General features: G+C 71.5%; 15 protein-coding genes. 1 reads left to right on the top strand and 14 read right to left on the bottom strand.

The window, feature by feature from the left end; translation table 11 throughout:
• Window positions 1–3 precede the first annotated feature (3 nt).
• The 14 genes from AB0N03_RS14400 to AB0N03_RS14335 all read right to left on the bottom strand — a co-directional run bounded on the left by AB0N03_RS14400 (window position 4) and on the right by AB0N03_RS14335 (window position 14,497).
• Complete coding sequence (locus AB0N03_RS14400; RefSeq protein WP_364370564.1) at window positions 4–1,209, bottom strand: ABC transporter permease; 1,206 nt, start codon at window positions 1,207–1,209, stop codon at window positions 4–6.
• Window positions 1,206–1,910 carry an ABC transporter ATP-binding protein gene (locus tag AB0N03_RS14395; protein WP_364370561.1) on the bottom strand — a complete coding sequence of 235 codons (705 nt, stop codon included), beginning with the start codon at window positions 1,908–1,910 and terminating at the stop codon, window positions 1,206–1,208. The genes AB0N03_RS14400 and AB0N03_RS14395 overlap by 4 nt, the downstream gene beginning before the upstream one ends.
• Window positions 1,907–3,220, bottom strand: coding sequence for an HlyD family efflux transporter periplasmic adaptor subunit (locus AB0N03_RS14390; RefSeq protein ID WP_364370558.1), 1,314 nt, complete (start codon window positions 3,218–3,220; stop codon window positions 1,907–1,909). The genes AB0N03_RS14395 and AB0N03_RS14390 overlap by 4 nt, the downstream gene beginning before the upstream one ends.
• Before the next feature lie 62 nt (window positions 3,221–3,282).
• Window positions 3,283–3,621: a hypothetical protein gene (locus tag AB0N03_RS14385; RefSeq protein ID WP_364370555.1), complete on the bottom strand. Its 339-nt coding sequence runs from the start codon at window positions 3,619–3,621 to the stop codon at window positions 3,283–3,285.
• A gap of 13 nt (window positions 3,622–3,634) precedes the next feature.
• Window positions 3,635–4,081, bottom strand: coding sequence for a hypothetical protein (locus AB0N03_RS14380; RefSeq protein ID WP_364370552.1), 447 nt, complete (start codon window positions 4,079–4,081; stop codon window positions 3,635–3,637).
• The gene (locus AB0N03_RS14375) at window positions 4,078–4,635 is read right to left on the bottom strand and encodes a hypothetical protein (RefSeq protein ID WP_364370549.1); all 558 of its coding nucleotides are present in this window, start codon (window positions 4,633–4,635) and stop codon (window positions 4,078–4,080) included. Before AB0N03_RS14375 ends, AB0N03_RS14380 begins: the two co-directional genes overlap by 4 nt.
• 18 nt (window positions 4,636–4,653) lie before the next feature.
• Window positions 4,654–5,625: a porphobilinogen synthase gene (hemB, locus tag AB0N03_RS14370; RefSeq protein WP_364370546.1), complete on the bottom strand. Its 972-nt coding sequence runs from the start codon at window positions 5,623–5,625 to the stop codon at window positions 4,654–4,656.
• Between the two features lie 117 nt (window positions 5,626–5,742).
• Complete coding sequence (locus AB0N03_RS14365) at window positions 5,743–7,275, bottom strand: bifunctional uroporphyrinogen-III C-methyltransferase/uroporphyrinogen-III synthase (RefSeq protein WP_360680187.1); 1,533 nt, start codon at window positions 7,273–7,275, stop codon at window positions 5,743–5,745.
• Window positions 7,276–7,360: 85 nt separating this feature from the next.
• A complete protein-coding gene (gene hemC / locus AB0N03_RS14360; protein WP_364370543.1) occupies window positions 7,361–8,290 on the bottom strand; it encodes a hydroxymethylbilane synthase in 930 nt (309 codons plus the stop codon).
• 20 nt (window positions 8,291–8,310) lie between these two features.
• Window positions 8,311–9,618, bottom strand: a complete 1,308-nt coding sequence (locus AB0N03_RS14355; RefSeq protein ID WP_364370540.1) for a glutamyl-tRNA reductase — start codon at window positions 9,616–9,618, stop codon at window positions 8,311–8,313.
• 73 nt (window positions 9,619–9,691) lie between these two features.
• Window positions 9,692–10,615 (bottom strand): redox-sensing transcriptional repressor Rex, encoded by a 924-nt coding sequence (locus AB0N03_RS14350; RefSeq protein ID WP_364370537.1) that lies wholly within the window; start codon window positions 10,613–10,615, stop codon window positions 9,692–9,694.
• 405 nt (window positions 10,616–11,020) lie between these two features.
• Window positions 11,021–12,577: a molybdopterin-dependent oxidoreductase gene (locus AB0N03_RS14345; protein WP_364370534.1), complete on the bottom strand. Its 1,557-nt coding sequence runs from the start codon at window positions 12,575–12,577 to the stop codon at window positions 11,021–11,023.
• 155 nt (window positions 12,578–12,732) lie between these two features.
• A complete protein-coding gene (locus tag AB0N03_RS14340; protein WP_364370531.1) occupies window positions 12,733–12,969 on the bottom strand; it encodes a glutaredoxin family protein in 237 nt (78 codons plus the stop codon).
• A gap of 10 nt (window positions 12,970–12,979) precedes the next feature.
• A complete protein-coding gene (locus tag AB0N03_RS14335; protein WP_364370528.1) occupies window positions 12,980–14,497 on the bottom strand; it encodes an AMP-binding protein in 1,518 nt (505 codons plus the stop codon).
• Between the two features lie 313 nt (window positions 14,498–14,810).
• Between AB0N03_RS14335 and AB0N03_RS14330 the strand changes: the two genes are divergently transcribed.
• Window positions 14,811–15,503 (top strand): sigma-70 family RNA polymerase sigma factor, encoded by a 693-nt coding sequence (locus tag AB0N03_RS14330; RefSeq protein ID WP_364370525.1) that lies wholly within the window; start codon window positions 14,811–14,813, stop codon window positions 15,501–15,503.
• Window positions 15,504–15,653: the final 150 nt, after the last annotated feature.

The raw sequence follows: 15,653 nt of genomic DNA, 5'->3' as shown, positions 1-15,653 counted from the left end.
GGTCTATTCGTGACGCAGGGCGTCGATCGGCCGCAGCTTGGCGGCCCGGTTCGCCGGGAAGCTGCCGAAGAACAGCCCGATCAGGGCGGATACCGCGAAGGCGAGCAGGATCGACGAGGGCACCACGACGGGTTTGATCCCGGAGATGGTGAACCGGCTGCCGATCACCCCGATCGCGACGCCGAGCAGCCCGCCGAACAAGCTGAGCATGGTGGCTTCGGCAAGGAACTGGCCGAGGATGGCCGAGCGCGGGGCGCCGATGGCCTTGCGGATGCCGATCTCGCGGATCCGCTCGGTCACCGTGACGAGCATGATGTTGGTGACGCCGATCCCGCCGACGAGCAGGGAGATCGCCGCGACCGCCGCCAGCAGCACGGTGAACGTCTCGGTCGCCGACGTGCGGGTCGCGAGCAGCTCTTCGGAGTTCTGGATCTGGTAGTCGGCGGTGCCGCCGAGCCGGATGCCGTGGCGCGCGTTGAGGATCGCGGTGATCTCGGACTGGGCCAGCGAGACGGAGTCCGCGCTGGTGGCCTGGACGGCGATCTGGCTGAGGCTGCCGTAGCCGGCCAGGGAGTTCTGCACGGCCGAGATCGGCGCGATCGCGACGTCGTCGGCGTTCTGCAGGCCGGTGCTGCCCTTGGCCTGGAGCACGCCGACCACGGTGAACTGGATGCTGTTGAGCAGCACGTTCTTGCCGACCGCGTCGGTACTGCTGCCGAAGATCGACTCCGCCGTCGTCGGGCCGAGGACGACGACCTTGCGCGCGGCCGTGACGTCCTCGCTCGTGAAAAGCTGGCCCTGGGCGAGTTCGCGGTTGGTCGTCGCGAAGTACGCGGGTTCGGTGCCGGCGACGGTGGAGATGTCGTAGGACGTCTGCCCGTAGGTCGCGGTCGCCGTCGTGTTCACCACCGGGGAGGCGGCCTTGACGTCCGGCGCGCCGACGGGGTCGACGAGCGCGTGCGCGTCCTGCACGGTCAGCGGTCGCGCGGACGCGCCCTGGCCGCCGCCGCGCGCCGGGGAGACGTTGACGACGTTGGTGCCGAGGCCCTGGATGCTGGCCGCGATGGCCGCCGACGCGCCGTTGCCGACCGCGACGAGCAGGATCACCGCCGCGACGCCGATGGTGATGCCGAGGGTGGTGAGCGCCGAGCGCAGCTTGTTCGCGGTGAGCCCACGGACGGCGAAGCGCAGGATTTCGAGGAGGTTCACGAGACCGCACCCACCGCACGCGTTACTTCGTCCGACACGATGAGACCGTCGTCGACCCGGACCACGCGGTGCGCGTGCGCGGCGACCTCGTCCTCGTGCGTGATCACGACGATCGTGCGGCCGAGCTGGTTGAGCCGGTCGAACACGCCGAGGACGTCCGCGGTGCTGCGGCGGTCCAGGTTGCCGGTCGGCTCGTCGGCCAGCAGCATCGCGGGGCCGGTGACCAGCGCCCGCGCGACGGCGACGCGCTGGATCTGCCCGCCGGACAGCTCACTGGGAAGGTGCTTGGCCCGGTCGGACAAGCCGACCATGTCGAGCGCCGCGAGCGCGCGACGGCGGCGTTCCGATCGACGAAGTCCACTGTAGATCAACGGAAGTTCCACATTGGACAGAGCGGACGTCCGCGGCACGAGGTTGAACGACTGGAAGATGAAGCCGATCTTCCGGTTGCGCAGCAACGCCAGCTGCCGTTCGTTCAGCTTGCCGACGCCGAAACCGTCCAAAAGGTACTGGCCGGACGTCGGGATGTCGAGGCAGCCGAGCATGTTCAGCAGCGTCGACTTGCCCGAGCCCGAGGCGCCCATGATGGCGACGTACTCGCCGGGCCACACGGTGAGCTCGACGCCGCGCAGCGCGTGCACGGCCGTGTCACCGGCGCCGTAGGTCTTGCGCAGCCCGGAGACCGCGATCACCGGGTTCACCCGCGGCCGCCGAAGCCACCCGTGCCGCCGGTACCGCCGGTACCGCCGGTGCGGGTGCCGCCGCCGGGGAAGCCCCCGGTCCCGCCGCCGGGGAACCCGCCGGTGCCGCCCGTCCCGGTGCCGGTCCGCCCGGTGCCCGTGCCGCCGGTCGTGGCCGTCGCGGTCAGCACGACGTTCTCGCCCTCGGTCAGCCCGGAGGTGATCTGCACGGTGGACTCGCCGCGGATGCCGACCTGCACCTGGCGCGTGACGTTCTGGCCGTTCACCTGCACGGTGACGACGTTGGTGTTGCCGGCGGTCGTCACGGCCGCGGCCGGCACGCTCAGCGCGTTCTCGGCGGCGGCGACGGTGATCACGACGCTCGCCGACTGGCCGGGCCGCAGCCCGTCCGGCGGGTCGGTCAGGGCCAGCTGCGCGCCGTAGGAGACGACGCTGCCGCTCGTCGTCGGCGTCAGGTTGATGCTCGAGACGGTCGCCTGGACCGGCTTGTCCGGCAGGGCGTTGAGCGTCACGGTGGCCTTTTGGCCCGCCTTGACCTTGCTGACGTCGATCTCGGCGACCGAGGTGGTCACGACCAGGCCGGTCATGTTCGTGATGGTGATGAAGCCGGTGCTGCTACTGCTGCTGGACGACGACGCGGAGCTGGAGTTCGACGAGCCCTGCCCGCCCTGGCCGCTGCCGCTGCTCGTGGCCGGCTGGGAGCTGCTCGCCGAGCCGCTGGAGGACTGCTGCCCGACGGTGCCGTTGACCGCGGTGACGGTGCCCGCGCCGGGCGCGTAGAGCGTCGTGTTGTCGAGGGTTTCCTGGGCGGTCTGGACGTCGAGCTGGGCTTGGTCCAGCTTCGCCTGCGCCGACGTGACGCTGTTCGCGGCGGACTGCGAGCTGTTCTGGGAGTTTTGGCTGTTCTGCCCGGTCGCCGGGGTGTCTTCGGCGTCCTCGGCGGAGTCCAGGCTGTCCTGCGCGACCGCGAGATTCGCCTTCGCGACCTGAAGCTGTTTCGACGCCTGCGTGCTGTCGATCGTCGCGAGCTTCTGGCCGGCGCTCACGACGTCGCCGACCTTCACGTCGATCGAGGTGACCTTGCCGGTGCTGGAGAAGTTCGCCGCGCCGGTGTAGCTGCTGGCGAGCGTCCCGGCGGCGGAGATGGTTTCGGTGACCGTCGCCCGGCGCACCTGGGTGCTGCGCGTCTGCGCCTGCGCCGTGCTCGGTTCGGGGCTGAATGCCTGGTATATCCCGAAACCCGCTCCGGCCAGCAGTACGACCAGAGCACCGTTGATCACCCATGCCTTCGAGGCACGCACGCGCGTCATGCGGCAACAGTGGTGCCGCTGTTTAGCAATTGACTGTTCGTTCCCTGTGCGGGAGCTGTGTATCAGGCCTTGGGCTCGGAGTGCCGCGCACGCACCGCGAGCGAGAGCTGACGCACCGCGTCGACCAGCAGGATCGCGGCCAGGGTCCCGAGCCCGATGGCGGCGGCGAGCATCCCGCCGAAGTACCGGTGCGACTCGAGCGCGGCGCCGTCATCGGTGTGGGTGACGACGATGGCGGACCCGCCGTGCCAGCACAGGTAGGCGACCCACCCGGCGGCGACGGCGAGCACGACTTCCAAGACGGCGACGAGCGTCCGCCAAGGCTTGTGCAGCCGAGCGCGCGGGCCGGGCTCTTCGGGCGGCCAAAGCTCGGCCCCGGTGGGCTGCGGGAGGTCGATCACGGGAGAGATTTTCTCATGCTTCCTTCGGCGTCGCCCGCACGAGCCGGTCGAGCGCGTCCTGGAGGGCTTCGACGTCCTTCGCCCACGCCAAGACCACGGTGCCGTCCGCCAGCTCCACCGGCAGCGAGTCGTACTTCCGCGGCACCGACCAGCCGCCACCCAGCACCCGCGCCCCGACCGGGACGCCGACGTCCGTCACCGACGCCAACTGGTCCGCCGCGACCTTCTCCCGGCCCTGGCGGAGCTGCTTCGTCGTGACTTCCAGCGAAAGGAACCGGCGCCGCGCGTACACCCACGGCACCGTGATCGCACACAGCCCCGCGCCGACCATCAGCCAGCCCACGATGTGCACCGGCCCGCCCGTGGCCAGCTCGGCCAGCGCGCCGACCAGCGCGAACACCGGACCCCACACGATGGCGGCCCAGCTCACGCCGGACTCGGCGTAGAGCCGGTCGCTCACGGCTTGCGGCCGGCCTTCGGGAAGTAGCCGGCCACCGAGGGCAGGTACATCATCACCAGCGCGATCACGAACACCAGCACCGCGACCAGCGTCAGGTAGTTGATGATCGGCGCGACGACCATGATCAGCAGCACCATCACGATCGGCAGGATCGTCAGCACCGTCCGGGCCGAGCGCGTGCCTTCGCGGGCCTTGTACGCGAAGAGCAGAAACAGCAGCACGAACACGATCGACCCGCCGAGCAGGTACCAGAGCAGCGTCGTGACGCCGTCCGCGATCATCTGCGGCGTGTACTTCGGGTCCGTCGTGCCCTTGACGTACTGGTCGATGACCGCGGACTTGCTGGTCAGCAGCTGGACGTAGCTGAGGATCAGCACCACGCCGCCGACGAGCCACAGCCAGAACGAGATCGCCACCGGCCGCGGCGGCGTCGCCTTCGGTGCCTTCTGCCCCGGCATCAGCGGGTCCGGCGAACGGCCCTTTTTGCGTCGTTCGTCGTCGGTCAGACCGCTGAGGTCCTCGATGTCGGCTTTTTCGGGATTGCTGTCCGCCACGCGGGTGAATATAGCCGGTCAGTCCAGCCAGGCAGCGGCCTCGGCGGCCCAGTACGTGAGGATCATGTCGGCGCCCGCGCGACGGATCGACGTCAGCACCTCGAGGACCGTGCGCTCGCGGTCCAGCCAGCCGTTCGCCGCGGCGGCCTCGACCATCGCGTACTCGCCCGAGATGTTGTACGCCGCCACCGGGACCGGGGAGATGTCCGCGGCCGCCTTGATGACGTCCAAATAGGACAGCGCGGGCTTGACCATGATCATGTCCGCGCCCTCGGCGAGGTCCAGCTCGATCTCGCGCAGCGCCTCGCGCGCGTTGCCCGGGTCCTGCTGGTAGGTCTTGCGGTCGCCCTTGAGCTGCGAGTCGACGGCCTCGCGGAAGGGGCCGTAGAACGCGCTGGCGTACTTCGCGGCGTACGCGAGGATCGCCTTGTCGCTGTGGCCGACCTCGTCGAGCGCGCGGCGGATGACGCCGATCTGGCCGTCCATCATCCCGGACGGCCCGAGCACGTGCGCCCCGGCTTCGGCCTGCGCGACGGCCATCTCGGCGTAGAGGCGCAGGGTGGCGTCGTTGTCGACCCCGCCGTCGGCGTCCAGGACGCCGCAGTGGCCGTGGTCGGTGAACTCGTCGAGGCAGGTGTCGGCCATCAGCACGGTGGCGTCGCCGAGCTCGTGCCGCAGGTCGCGCAGGGCAACGTTGAGGATGCCGTTCTCGTCGACCGCCCCGGAGCCCTCGGCGTCACGCGTGGCCGGAATGCCGAAGAGCATGAGCCCGCCGACCCCGGCGTTCACCGCGTCGACGGCGGCTTTCCGCAGCGTGTCGCGGGTGTGCTGCACGACGCCCGGCATGCTCGAGATCGCCTTCGGCTGGTCGAGGCCCTCGGCGACGAACATGGGGAGGATCAGCTGGCGTGGCCGCAGCGTCGTCTCACCCACCAGGCGACGCATGGCCGGGGTGGTGCGGAGCCTGCGGGGACGATGCTCTGGGAACACCCTTCCAAGTTACTCCGGCCGTGATCGCCCTAGTTCCGCAAGGGTGCCCGGAAAGCCGTGAAGGCCTCCTTCCCGGCCATAAGAGCCGGTAAGGAGGCCTTCACGGACCAACGAACCTCAGGAGCGGCGGGCCCGCTTCGCCTTGCGCGGCGGCGGCAACGCACCCTCCGCGCGAAGCCGAGCGGCGTGCTCGGCCAAAGCGTCCACCAGGTGCGGGACATCCGCCTTCTCCGGCTGGACGTCGACCCGGAGCCCGAATTCCACCGCGGTCTCCGCGGTCTTCGGGCCGATGCACGCGACCAGCGTGCGGGTGTGCGGCTTGCCGGCGATGCCGACCAGGTTCCGCACGGTCGAGGACGAGGTGAAGCAGACCGCGTCGAACCCGCCGGTCTTGATCATCTCGCGGGTCTCGGCGGGCGGCGGCGCGGCCCGGACCGTCCGGTAGGCCGTCACGTCGTCGATCTCCCAGCCGCGCTCGCGCAGGCCGGCCGACAGCGTCTCGGTGGCGATGTCCGCCCGGGGCAGCAGCACGCGGTCGACCGGGTCGAGCACGTCGTCGTACGGCGGGAACTCGGCCAGCAGGCCTTCCGAGGACTGCTCACCGGAGGGGACCAGCTCGGGGATGATGCCGAACGAGCGCACCTTCTCCGCGGTGGCCGCGCCGACGCAGGCGATCTTCACGCCGGAGAACGCGCGGGCGTCCAGGCCGAACTCCTCGAACTTCTCCCACACCGCGCGGACCGCGTTGGTGGAGGTGAAGACGATCCACTGGTAGCGGCCGTCGACCAGGCCCTTGACCGAGCGCTCCATCTGCGCCGGGCTGCGGGGCGGCTCGACCGAGATGGTCGGCACCTCGTGCGACGTCGCACCGTGGCCGCGCAGGCGCTCGGCCATCTCGCCGGCCTGCTCCTTGGTGCGCGGCACCAGGACCTTCCAGCCGTAGAGCGCCCGCGACTCCCACCACGACAGCTTCGAGCGGTGCCCGGCGGCCTGGCCGATCGTGACGATCAGCGGCCCGACGAGCTCGCCCGCGTCGTTGGCGACCTTCTCGAGCGTGGTGTCGAGGGTGCGCTGGGTGTTGATGGTGCCGTTCGCGGTGACCGCGACCGGGGTCGACGCCGGGACGCCGTTGCCGGTCAGCGCCGACGCGGCCTCGGCCAGGTGGGCCGACGTCGCGTGCAGCACCAGCGGGCCCGGCGAGGCGGCCAGGGCCGCCCAGTCGACGTCGCCGCGGACGTCGACCTCGGTGTGCGTGCCACCCAGCGCGACGCCGGCGTACGCCGGGACGGCCGCGCCCGGCGAGACGCCCGGGATGACGTCGAACACGGCGCTCGTGCGCGCGACCGCCTGCACCTCGGCCACCACGGCCGGGGTGGTCAGCGGGTCGCCCGCGACGAGGCGCAGCACCAGCCGGCCGGCCTTGGCCTCGGCGGTGAGGTCCTTGGCGACCTCGGTGGCCTCGCCGACGGCGGGCCGGACCTCGGCGCCCTCGGCGGCCATGGCCAGCACGGCCTGGGGCACGTCGGGGTCGGTCACCACGACCTCGGCCTTGGCGAGCAGTTCCTGGGCACGGACCGTGAGCAGGCCGGCGTCGCCGGGCCCGGAGCCCACGAACGCTACGCGCCCGGTGGTCTTTCGCGCGGGGGTCATCTGTGCGTTTCTCCTCTTGCGGCGGCCGTGCGCGAAAGCACGGACGCAGGTCTCCTACGTCTTTTCGAAGCGCTCGGAAAAAGCGCTACTGAGCGGGGCCGGAGGGGGCTCCGGCACCGAGGTCCAGCAGCTCGGCGGCCAGGTCCTTGCCCAGCTGGGCGGCCTGGTGCTTGTCGGCCAGCGCGATGGCCCGGACCATGTCCACCGCGCCGTCCTCGCCGTCGACCGCGGCGGTGCCGCGCAGCGAGATCCGTTCCACGACCTTGCCCTCGGCGTCGAGATCTTCGACGATCTCGGCGAGCGCGCCCACGGGCGAGCTGCACCCCGCCTCGAGCGCGGCCAGCAGAGCACGCTCGGCCGTCACCGCGGCCCGCGTGCCCTCGTCGTCCAACGTGGCCGCGAGCAGCTGCTCGAGGTCCGCGTCGGCGGCCCGGCACTCCACCGCCAGCGCGCCCTGTGCGGGCGCGGGCAGCATCTGGATCGGGTCGAGGGTCTCGGTGATCACCTCGGCCAGTCCGACCCTGGCCAGTCCGGCACGCGCGAGCACCACGGCATCCAGCTCGCCGTCGGTCACCTTGCGCATGCGGGTGTCGATATTGCCGCGAATCGGCACGATTTCCAAACCGAGACCCAGCGCGCGCAGTTGCGCGGTGCGTCGCAGCGAGCCCGTGCCCACCGTGGAGCCCGGCGGCAGCTCGCCGAGAGTCAGCCCGTCACGCGCGATCAGCGCGTCCCGCGGGTCCGCGCGCGGCGGCACGGCGGCGAGCGAGATGCCCGGCTCCGGCGCGGTCGGCAGGTCCTTGTACGAGTGGACGATGACGTCGACCTCGTTGCGCAGCAACGCTTCCCGCAGCGCGGAGGTGAAGACGCCGACCCCGATCGTCGGGATCGGCGCCATCGACTTGTCCCCGGGCGTGGTCACGGTGACGATCTCGACCTCGGCGCCGGTGGCGCGCAGGGCGTCGGCGACGTTCCCGGTCTGGGCGAGCGCGAGCTTCGATCCACGCGTGCCCATGCGAATGACTCTGGTCACTACTACTTCTTCTCCGGTGGGGGCTTCGGGCTCGCCACCGCGGCGGGCGCGTGCGGGTCGAGGCAGAACAGTTCGCGCAACGCGTTCGCGTAGTCGGTTTCGGCCGTCTCGGCGGCCAGCTGCTTGACCCGCACCGTCGGCGCGTGCAGCAGCTTGTCGACCACCCGGCGGACCGTGCGGCCGACCTCTTCGCGGACGACGCCGTCGAGGTCGGGCAGGCGGTGGTCCAGCCGGAGCAGCTCGGCGTCGACGACCTCGGCCGCGCGGCGGCGCAACGCCGTCACCGTCGGGGTCACCTCGGCGCTGCGCTGCCCGGCGAGGTAGTCGCGCACCTCGTCGAGGACGATGCCGGTCGCCTTGGCCGTCTGGCGCTCGGTGGTCGGGGTGCCGGCTTCGCGCATCCGGCGCTGGATGGTGGCCAGGTCCACGACGCGCACGGCGGCCAGCTCGCCGACCGCCGGGTCGACGTCGCGGGGCAGGCCGAGGTCGCAGACGACCAGCGCCCGGCCGCCGCGCGGCAGCACGTGCTCGGGGCCGAAGACGGCGTCCTGCGCGCCGGTGCAGCAGATCACGATGTCGGCGTCGCGAACCGCGTCGGCGACGGCGGACAGCGGGACCGCGCGGGCCGGGACGCCCTGCTCGGTGACGTTCGCGGCGAGGCGGCGGGCACGGGCGTCGGTGCGGTTGGCGACAGTGATCTCGCCGATGCCGGCCTTGCGCAGCTGCGACGCGCTCAGCGCGCCCATCGAGCCGGCGCCGACGATGACGGCGTGCTTGCTGGCGACGTCCCCGGCCGCGGCGAGCGCCTCGGAGACGACCGACGCGCCGAGCTGGTCGAGGCCGGTCTCGGAGTGCACGCGCTTGCCGACGCGCAGCGTGGTCTGGATCAGCTCGTGCAGCGTGCGGCCGACGGTGCCGGCCTCGCGCGCGGTGGCGTAGGCGGACCGGATCTGGCCGAGGATCTGCGTCTCGCCGACGACCATCGAGTCGAGACCCGAGGTGACCGAGAACAGGTGCTCGACGGCGGCGCCGGCGTAGTGCACGTACAGGCTGTCGTAGAGGTCGGCCGGCTCCATGCCGGCCTGGCGGGAGAGCACCGCGGAGACGTCGTTGAGGCCGCCGTGGAAGGTCTCGACGACCGCGTAGACCTCGATCCGGTTGCACGTCGAGACGAGCATGACCTCACTGATGTGCTCGGCCTGCTGCAGCTCGTCGAGGACCTTGCCCACCTCGGGCGCGGGCACCGCGACGCGCTCGAGCGTGCTCAGCTCCGCACTCCGATGCGAAAGGCCGACCGCCAAGACGCTCATGCGGCCACCTCGCTGACGCTCGGTGAGCGCCTGACCGGCTGCGCTGCGTCGAATGATTCACTCGCAAGCTCGCTCATGAGCGCACCACCATTTCCCGTCCGCCGTCCGGGCCCGAACCGTTCCGGCCGCCCTTCCCATTCTCGGACGGCAGGCCTGTCCCGGGTAATCCGGAATTGCCCTGATTGCCGGCGGCGTCATCCGCGCGGCGGGCTACATGGAACGAGAGTATCTGCAGCTCGACGGCCAAATCCACTTTCCGGACCTCGATGTGAGCAGGAACCTGCAGCACGACCGGAGCAAAATTGAGGATGCACTGGACACCGCCCGCGACCAGGCGGTCACACACCGATTGCGCGGCGGTGGGCGGGGTGGCGATCACGCCGATGGAGATGCCGCGCTCGGCGCACACCCGCGGGATGTCGTCCATGTGCGACACCGGGAGGCCGCCGACGGGCACGCCGATCAGGTCCGCGTCCAGGTCGAACAGGGCCTCGACCGGGAAACCGCGCCCCGGGAAGCCGCCGTAGTTGGCCAGCGCGTGACCCAGGTTGCCGATGCCGACCACGGCCACTTTGTGCTGCCGGGTCAGGCCGAGGATGCGCTCGATCTGGCTGACCAGGACGCTGACTTCGTAGCCGACGCCGCGGGTGCCGTAGGAGCCCAGGTACGAGAGGTCTTTGCGCAATTTGGCGGAATTGACGCCCGCCGCTTGGGACAGTTCCTCGCTCGAAACGGTCGTCGCGCCCTGCTCGGACATCCCGGAGAGGACCCGGAGGTAGACGGCGAGGCGGGCGACGGCGGCTTCGGGAATCTGCTTCGCCCGGACGGCCTCGGGGGCATCCCCGTTGGGGCCACCGCGGCCGTTGCCGTTGGCGGGGACGGCCGGGATCTCGGCGGTCGGCGCGTTGTCGGCGTCCGGGGTGTCCTGGCGGCGCGTCCGGCGCGGCGGCCGGCCCGGGGAGCCCGCGTCGTCGCGCCTCCCCCGCTGTGTCACCACGCCGTCGTCTCCTGCCCGCTGTGCACCCGGCGGCCATCGCCACGGCCGTGCCGAACTGTGTCTTGACCCAGGGCGCGGGGTCCGGTTCGATGCGGACCGCCCGGGGGCGATGGTCCTACGGTAGACCACTTGTGAACGCGCGCACAAAGTCACTGGTCGGAGGCGGTTCCGGGTGGCGCACGATCATGACACGGCGTCAGAATCCTTGTCCGCCAGGCACTTCCGGGGCCGGCACGGGCCGAGGGGTGATCGAGTGCCGGTCGGCGGTGCCGGCCGCGGCGCGGCGAGCGGGCCGCCGGACCCGGTGAACGGCCCCGGGGCGCGGGCGGGCAAGTGAACGTCGCGAATGACTCATTCGGGACGCCGGAGGCCGCGAATGAGTCATTCGCGACGTCCGGGCCGGGGTCAGTGGGCGTCGAGGGTCACCGAGTGCCAGCCGGTCGCCCCGTCCGGGACCGGGTCCGCGCGGTTCTCCGTCTGCGTGTAGCCGTCCTGGTCGGTCGCGCGGACGGACGCCTGGTGCGTCCCCTTCGGCACGTCCAGCTCGATCCACCACATGCGCCAGGTGTCCTTGCTCACCTCGGCCGAAAGCACCGCCGGCTCCCACGCACCCTGGTCCAGCCGCACCTCGACCTTCGCGATGCCCGTGTGCTGCGCCCACGCCGTGCCGGCCAGCCGGACCTTGCCCGCCGTAACGCCGGCGAAACCGGTCGGCGTGTCGATCCGGGACTCCGTCTTGATCGGTGCCTGCTCGGCCCAGCCGCGGCTCAGCCAGTACGACTGCCGCGCGTCCCACTTCGTGAATTCGAGGGACTCGACCCACTTCGTCGCGGAGACGTAGCCGTAGAGACCCGGGATGACGATCCGCGCCGGGAAGCCGTGCTCGACCGGCAGCGGCTCGCCGTTCATGCCGATCGCCAGCATCGCGCCGCGCTGCGGGTCGAGCGCGACGTTCGCCGGGGTGCCGCACGTCCAGCCGTCGACGCTGGTGGCGAACATCTGCTCGGCGCCCGGCTGCACGCCGGCCTCGTCGAGCAGGTCCACGAGGTCGACGCCCAGCCAGGTCGCGTTCGAGATCAGCGGGCCGCCGACCTCGTTGGAGACGCAGGTGAGCGTGACGCGGCGCTCGACCAGCGGCCGGTTGCGGATGTCGGCGTAGGAGAACGTCACCTCGCGATCGACCATCCCGTGGATCTTCAGGCTCCAGTCCTCGGTGCGGATCTGCGGGACGACCAGGGCGGTGTCGATGCGGTAGAAGTCGCCGTTCGGCGTGAGGAACGGCGGCGAGCCGAGCTTGGCGAAGTCGGCGTCCGCGGGCAGCGGCGGCGCGGTGCGGGCGGGAACGAGCGGCCCGACGGCGGCCCGGGAGTCCTCGGCGTTCGAGCTGGTCCCCGCCACCTGGCCGACGACGGCGGCGATCCCCGACCCGGCGGCGACGCCGACCCCGGCGCGCAGGAACTTCCGGCGGTCGAAGCCCCGGTCGTGCACCAGGTCCACGGGCAGCGCGACCCGGTGCAGCCGGGTGAACACGACGAGCCCGGCGACGAGGGCGGCGACCGGCGCGAGCAGCGAGACCTGCCCGAGGTCGCTGCGCGCGTAGACGGCGGCGACCCCGGCGGCGCCCAGCAGGAAGACGAGGACCTGCCCGGCCCGCGGCGTCCGGCGCGACAGCTGGCCGGCGAGCACGGCGAACAGGACGAGGACCACGCCGAGCCCGATCTTGAGGATCGGCTTGTCCCAGGTGCCCAGCGTCCGCTCGGCCCACTTCACGATCCCGGTCGGGCTGTGGTCGATGACGTAGTTGGCGACCGCGATGAACGGCGAAGCGGTGTAGCCGACGAAGCCCGCGACGAGATGCCCGACCCCGAGGGCGGCGGCCAGCGCGAGAAGCCCGATGAGGGTGGCGACGGGCAGCGAAAGCCGCCTCGGGGCTTCGGGCGGCGCTTCCTGCAGAGTGCTCACGCCTCCATCTTCGGAGCACTCGCTCCGGATGGCTGCCCGATACGGCTTACGGACGTGTTACGGCTCGGCCCACCGCGGCTGAAACGTCATGAACGACCCTTTCACGGCGTCCGGCGACATGAACGAGTCGTTCATGACATCCGGAGCCGGGCCGCTCAGGCGAGGGCCTTCCGCAGCCGGTCCTCCTCCACCCGCCAGTACCCGTGCTCGGCGCCGTCCACCAGGATCACCGGGACGCGGTCGCCGTACTCCGCGCGCCACTCCGGGTCCGTGTCGACGTCTTCCGCGCCCCACGAGACACCCAGCTCGCCGCAGATCCGGGCGACGTCCGCCTCCGCGACCTCGCAGAGGTGGCACCCCACCCGGCTCATCACCGTCACTTCGTGCGCCATGCCGTCAGTACTACCGCAACCGCACGCGGCGCAGCTTGCCGGTGGCCGAGTGCGGCAGCGACTCGGCGAACTCCACCGCGTGCGGCACCTTGTACCCGGCGAGGTGGGCCGCGCAGTGGTCGACGACCTGCTGCTCGGACAGCGACGCCCCGGCCGCCGGCACCACGAACGCCTTCACCGCTTCGCCGCTTCGCTCGTCCACGACCCCGACGACCGCGGACTCGGCCACCTCCGGCAGCTGCCCGATGACCGACTCGACCTCGTTCGGGAAGACGTTGAAGCCGTTGACGATGATCAGGTCGTTGGCCCGGTCGACCAGGTGCAGGTCGCCGTCGACGTCGAGGTAGCCGACGTCGCCGGTGCGGAACCAGCCCTCGTCGTCCGGGCCGTGGCCGCCGTCGGGCCAGTAGCCGGAGAACAGGTTCGCGCCGCGGATCGACACCAGCCCGGTCTCGCCCTCGGCCTCGAAGACGTCGTCGACGTCGTCCGGGTCGAGCGGCACGGCCTGGTCGGTGCCGTCGCTGTCCACCAGCCGCAGCTCGACGCCGGGCAGCGGCCGCCCGACCGAGCCCGGTTTCGGGTAGCCGGTGACCAGTGTCGACGTCACCACCGGCGCGCACTCGGTGAGCCCGTAGCCCTCGTAGACGTCGAGGCCGGTCGCCTCGCGGAGCGCGCCCAGCACCTTCGGGTGCAGCGGCGCGGCGCCCGACGTCATCCGCCGGACCGTGGCCAGTCCCCGGGTCAGCTCCTCGGTGCCGAGCGCGGCGAACTCGCCGTACATCGTCGGGACGCCGGTGATCGTCGTGACGCCGTGTTCGGCGCAGTCGTCCAGCGTGCGCTGCGCCTCGAAGCGCTCGGACAGCACCGCCGTCGCGCCGACGGACACCGCCTGCAGCAGGCCGGGCCCGAGGCCGTAGACGTGGAAGAGCGGGATGGTGATCAGCACGCGGTCGTCGTGCGTGAGGACGCCCTCGACCCCGCTCAGCTGCTCGAGGTTCGCCAGCAGCGCGCGGTGCGAGAGCATCACGCCGCGCGGCGGGCCGGTGGTGCCCGAGGTGTAGGAGACGACGGCGATGTCTTCCCCGGAACCCGCCCGGTCGTCGTCGACGAATTCGACTGCTCCATCCGGGTCGGATTCCGGAGTGAGCCCCATCACGCCGTCCGGCAGCGCCTCTTCCGCGTCGCGCGTGATGACCACCTTGGCACCGCTGTGCTCGAGCAGCTGCTCGAGCTCGGGCCCCGGCGCCTGCGGCGACAGCGGCACGACGACCGCCCCGGCGCGCAGCGCGCCGAAGAACGCCACCACGAAGTCCGCCGCCGTCGGCAGCCGCAGCGCGACCCGGTCGCCGGGCGCGACGCCCGCGTCCGCGAGCCGCTGGGCCTGCGCCTGCACCGCCGCCTCGGCGGCGCGGTAGGTCAGCTCTCTTCCGGTACCCGTCTCGCGCACGGCCGGGTGGTCCGGCCACGTGGCCGCGGCCCGCGTGAGCAGGCCGCCAACCCCCGGCTGCGTCCTCTCTGGAGCACTCATCCGCGGTCCACCTCTCCTCGCCCGGCCCAAACCGTTGCAAGTCTGTCATTCGAAGCGACGTCATGGGTGCTGACCGCGAGCGTCGCGTTTCTGCAACCCCGGAGCCACTACCTACTTCGCGGTAACTACACGTATGCTGCACTGCGTCGCGGGGTGGTGTTGATCACCGCCGTGACCGGAGAGAGGGAGTCGCCGTGACGAACTTGCCTGCCCACGAGGTCGTGGGGCATGCGAGCCGGCAGGCCCCTGCTCGCCGGAGTTCCGGGGGTACCGTGGCCCACAGGGCCGAAGCCGCCGCCGGAGGTGCCGCCCGATGACCGTCCCCACCGCTGTCACCCGCGGGCCCGTCTTCATGTTCGCCGAGCGCGTGTTCGGCCGCTCGACGTCCGTGCCGCTGAGCAGGCAGGCGGTCGACGAGGAGCGCGCCGAGGCGGCGAAGGCCGAGGCCTGGGACCTGGTGCGCGCCGCGCAGGACGGCGACTCGTCCGCGTTCGGCCGGCTCTACGACCGCTACGTCGACGTCGTCTATCGGTACGTGCTCTTCCGCCTGGGCGACCGCGACCTCGCCGAGGACGTCACCAGCGAGACGTTCCTGCGCGCGCTGCGCCGGATCACGTCGGTGAGCTACCAGGGACGTGACGTCGGCGCCTGGTTCGTCACCATCGCCCGCAACCTCGTGCTCGACCACGTGAAGTCGAGCCGGTTCCGCCTCGAAGTCGTCACCGACGAGGTGACCGAGCCGGGTTCGGCGCCCTTCAGCGTCGGCGCGAGCGTCCAGGCGGGGCCGGAGCAGGAGGCGATCAGCCGCGCGACCCGCACCGAGCTGCTGCGCTGCGTCGCCGAACTGGGCGATGACCAGCGCGAATGCATCATCCTGCGGTTTCTGCAGGGCCTGTCGGTGGCGGAGACGGCCGAGATCATGAACCGCAACGAGGGCGCGATCAAGGCGCTCCAGCACCGCGCGGTGCGCCGTTTGGCACAACTTCTGCCCACCGGATTGCGCTGATTCCGCGAACTTTTCGGCTCGTCGACCGAAACCGGTAACCCTGACGCCTTCTGGATCGTTACCCCTGCCAGACCGGTGTTGCCGATCCGGCCGGAAGCAGGCGGACACGGTCCGCGGCGGACCTGCTCACAGCGGTGGTTCCGCCGTGGC

The sequence above is a fragment of the Amycolatopsis sp. NPDC051061 genome, assembly GCF_040682935.1.
In the GTDB taxonomy this organism is placed as follows: domain Bacteria; phylum Actinomycetota; class Actinomycetes; order Mycobacteriales; family Pseudonocardiaceae; genus Amycolatopsis.
Note: the sequence above shows the minus strand (reverse complement) of the source record. Positions and strands in the feature narration are given on the sequence as shown.

What these genes read in the sequence shown, in the direction of transcription:
- AB0N03_RS14365 (WP_360680187.1), bottom strand. Translation starts at nt 7,275, where the DNA reads ATGACCCCCGCGCGAAAGACCACCGGGCGCGTAGCGTTCGTGGGCTCC.
- hemC (WP_364370543.1), bottom strand. Translation starts at nt 8,290, where the DNA reads ATGGGCACGCGTGGATCGAAGCTCGCGCTCGCCCAGACCGGGAACGTC.
- AB0N03_RS14335 (WP_364370528.1), bottom strand. Translation starts at nt 14,497, where the DNA reads ATGAGTGCTCCAGAGAGGACGCAGCCGGGGGTTGGCGGCCTGCTCACG.
- AB0N03_RS14330 (WP_364370525.1), top strand. Translation starts at nt 14,811, where the DNA reads ATGACCGTCCCCACCGCTGTCACCCGCGGGCCCGTCTTCATGTTCGCC.
- AB0N03_RS14355 (WP_364370540.1), bottom strand. Translation starts at nt 9,618, where the DNA reads ATGAGCGTCTTGGCGGTCGGCCTTTCGCATCGGAGTGCGGAGCTGAGC.
- AB0N03_RS14340 (WP_364370531.1), bottom strand. Translation starts at nt 12,969, where the DNA reads ATGGCGCACGAAGTGACGGTGATGAGCCGGGTGGGGTGCCACCTCTGC.
- AB0N03_RS14390 (WP_364370558.1), bottom strand. Translation starts at nt 3,220, where the DNA reads ATGACGCGCGTGCGTGCCTCGAAGGCATGGGTGATCAACGGTGCTCTG.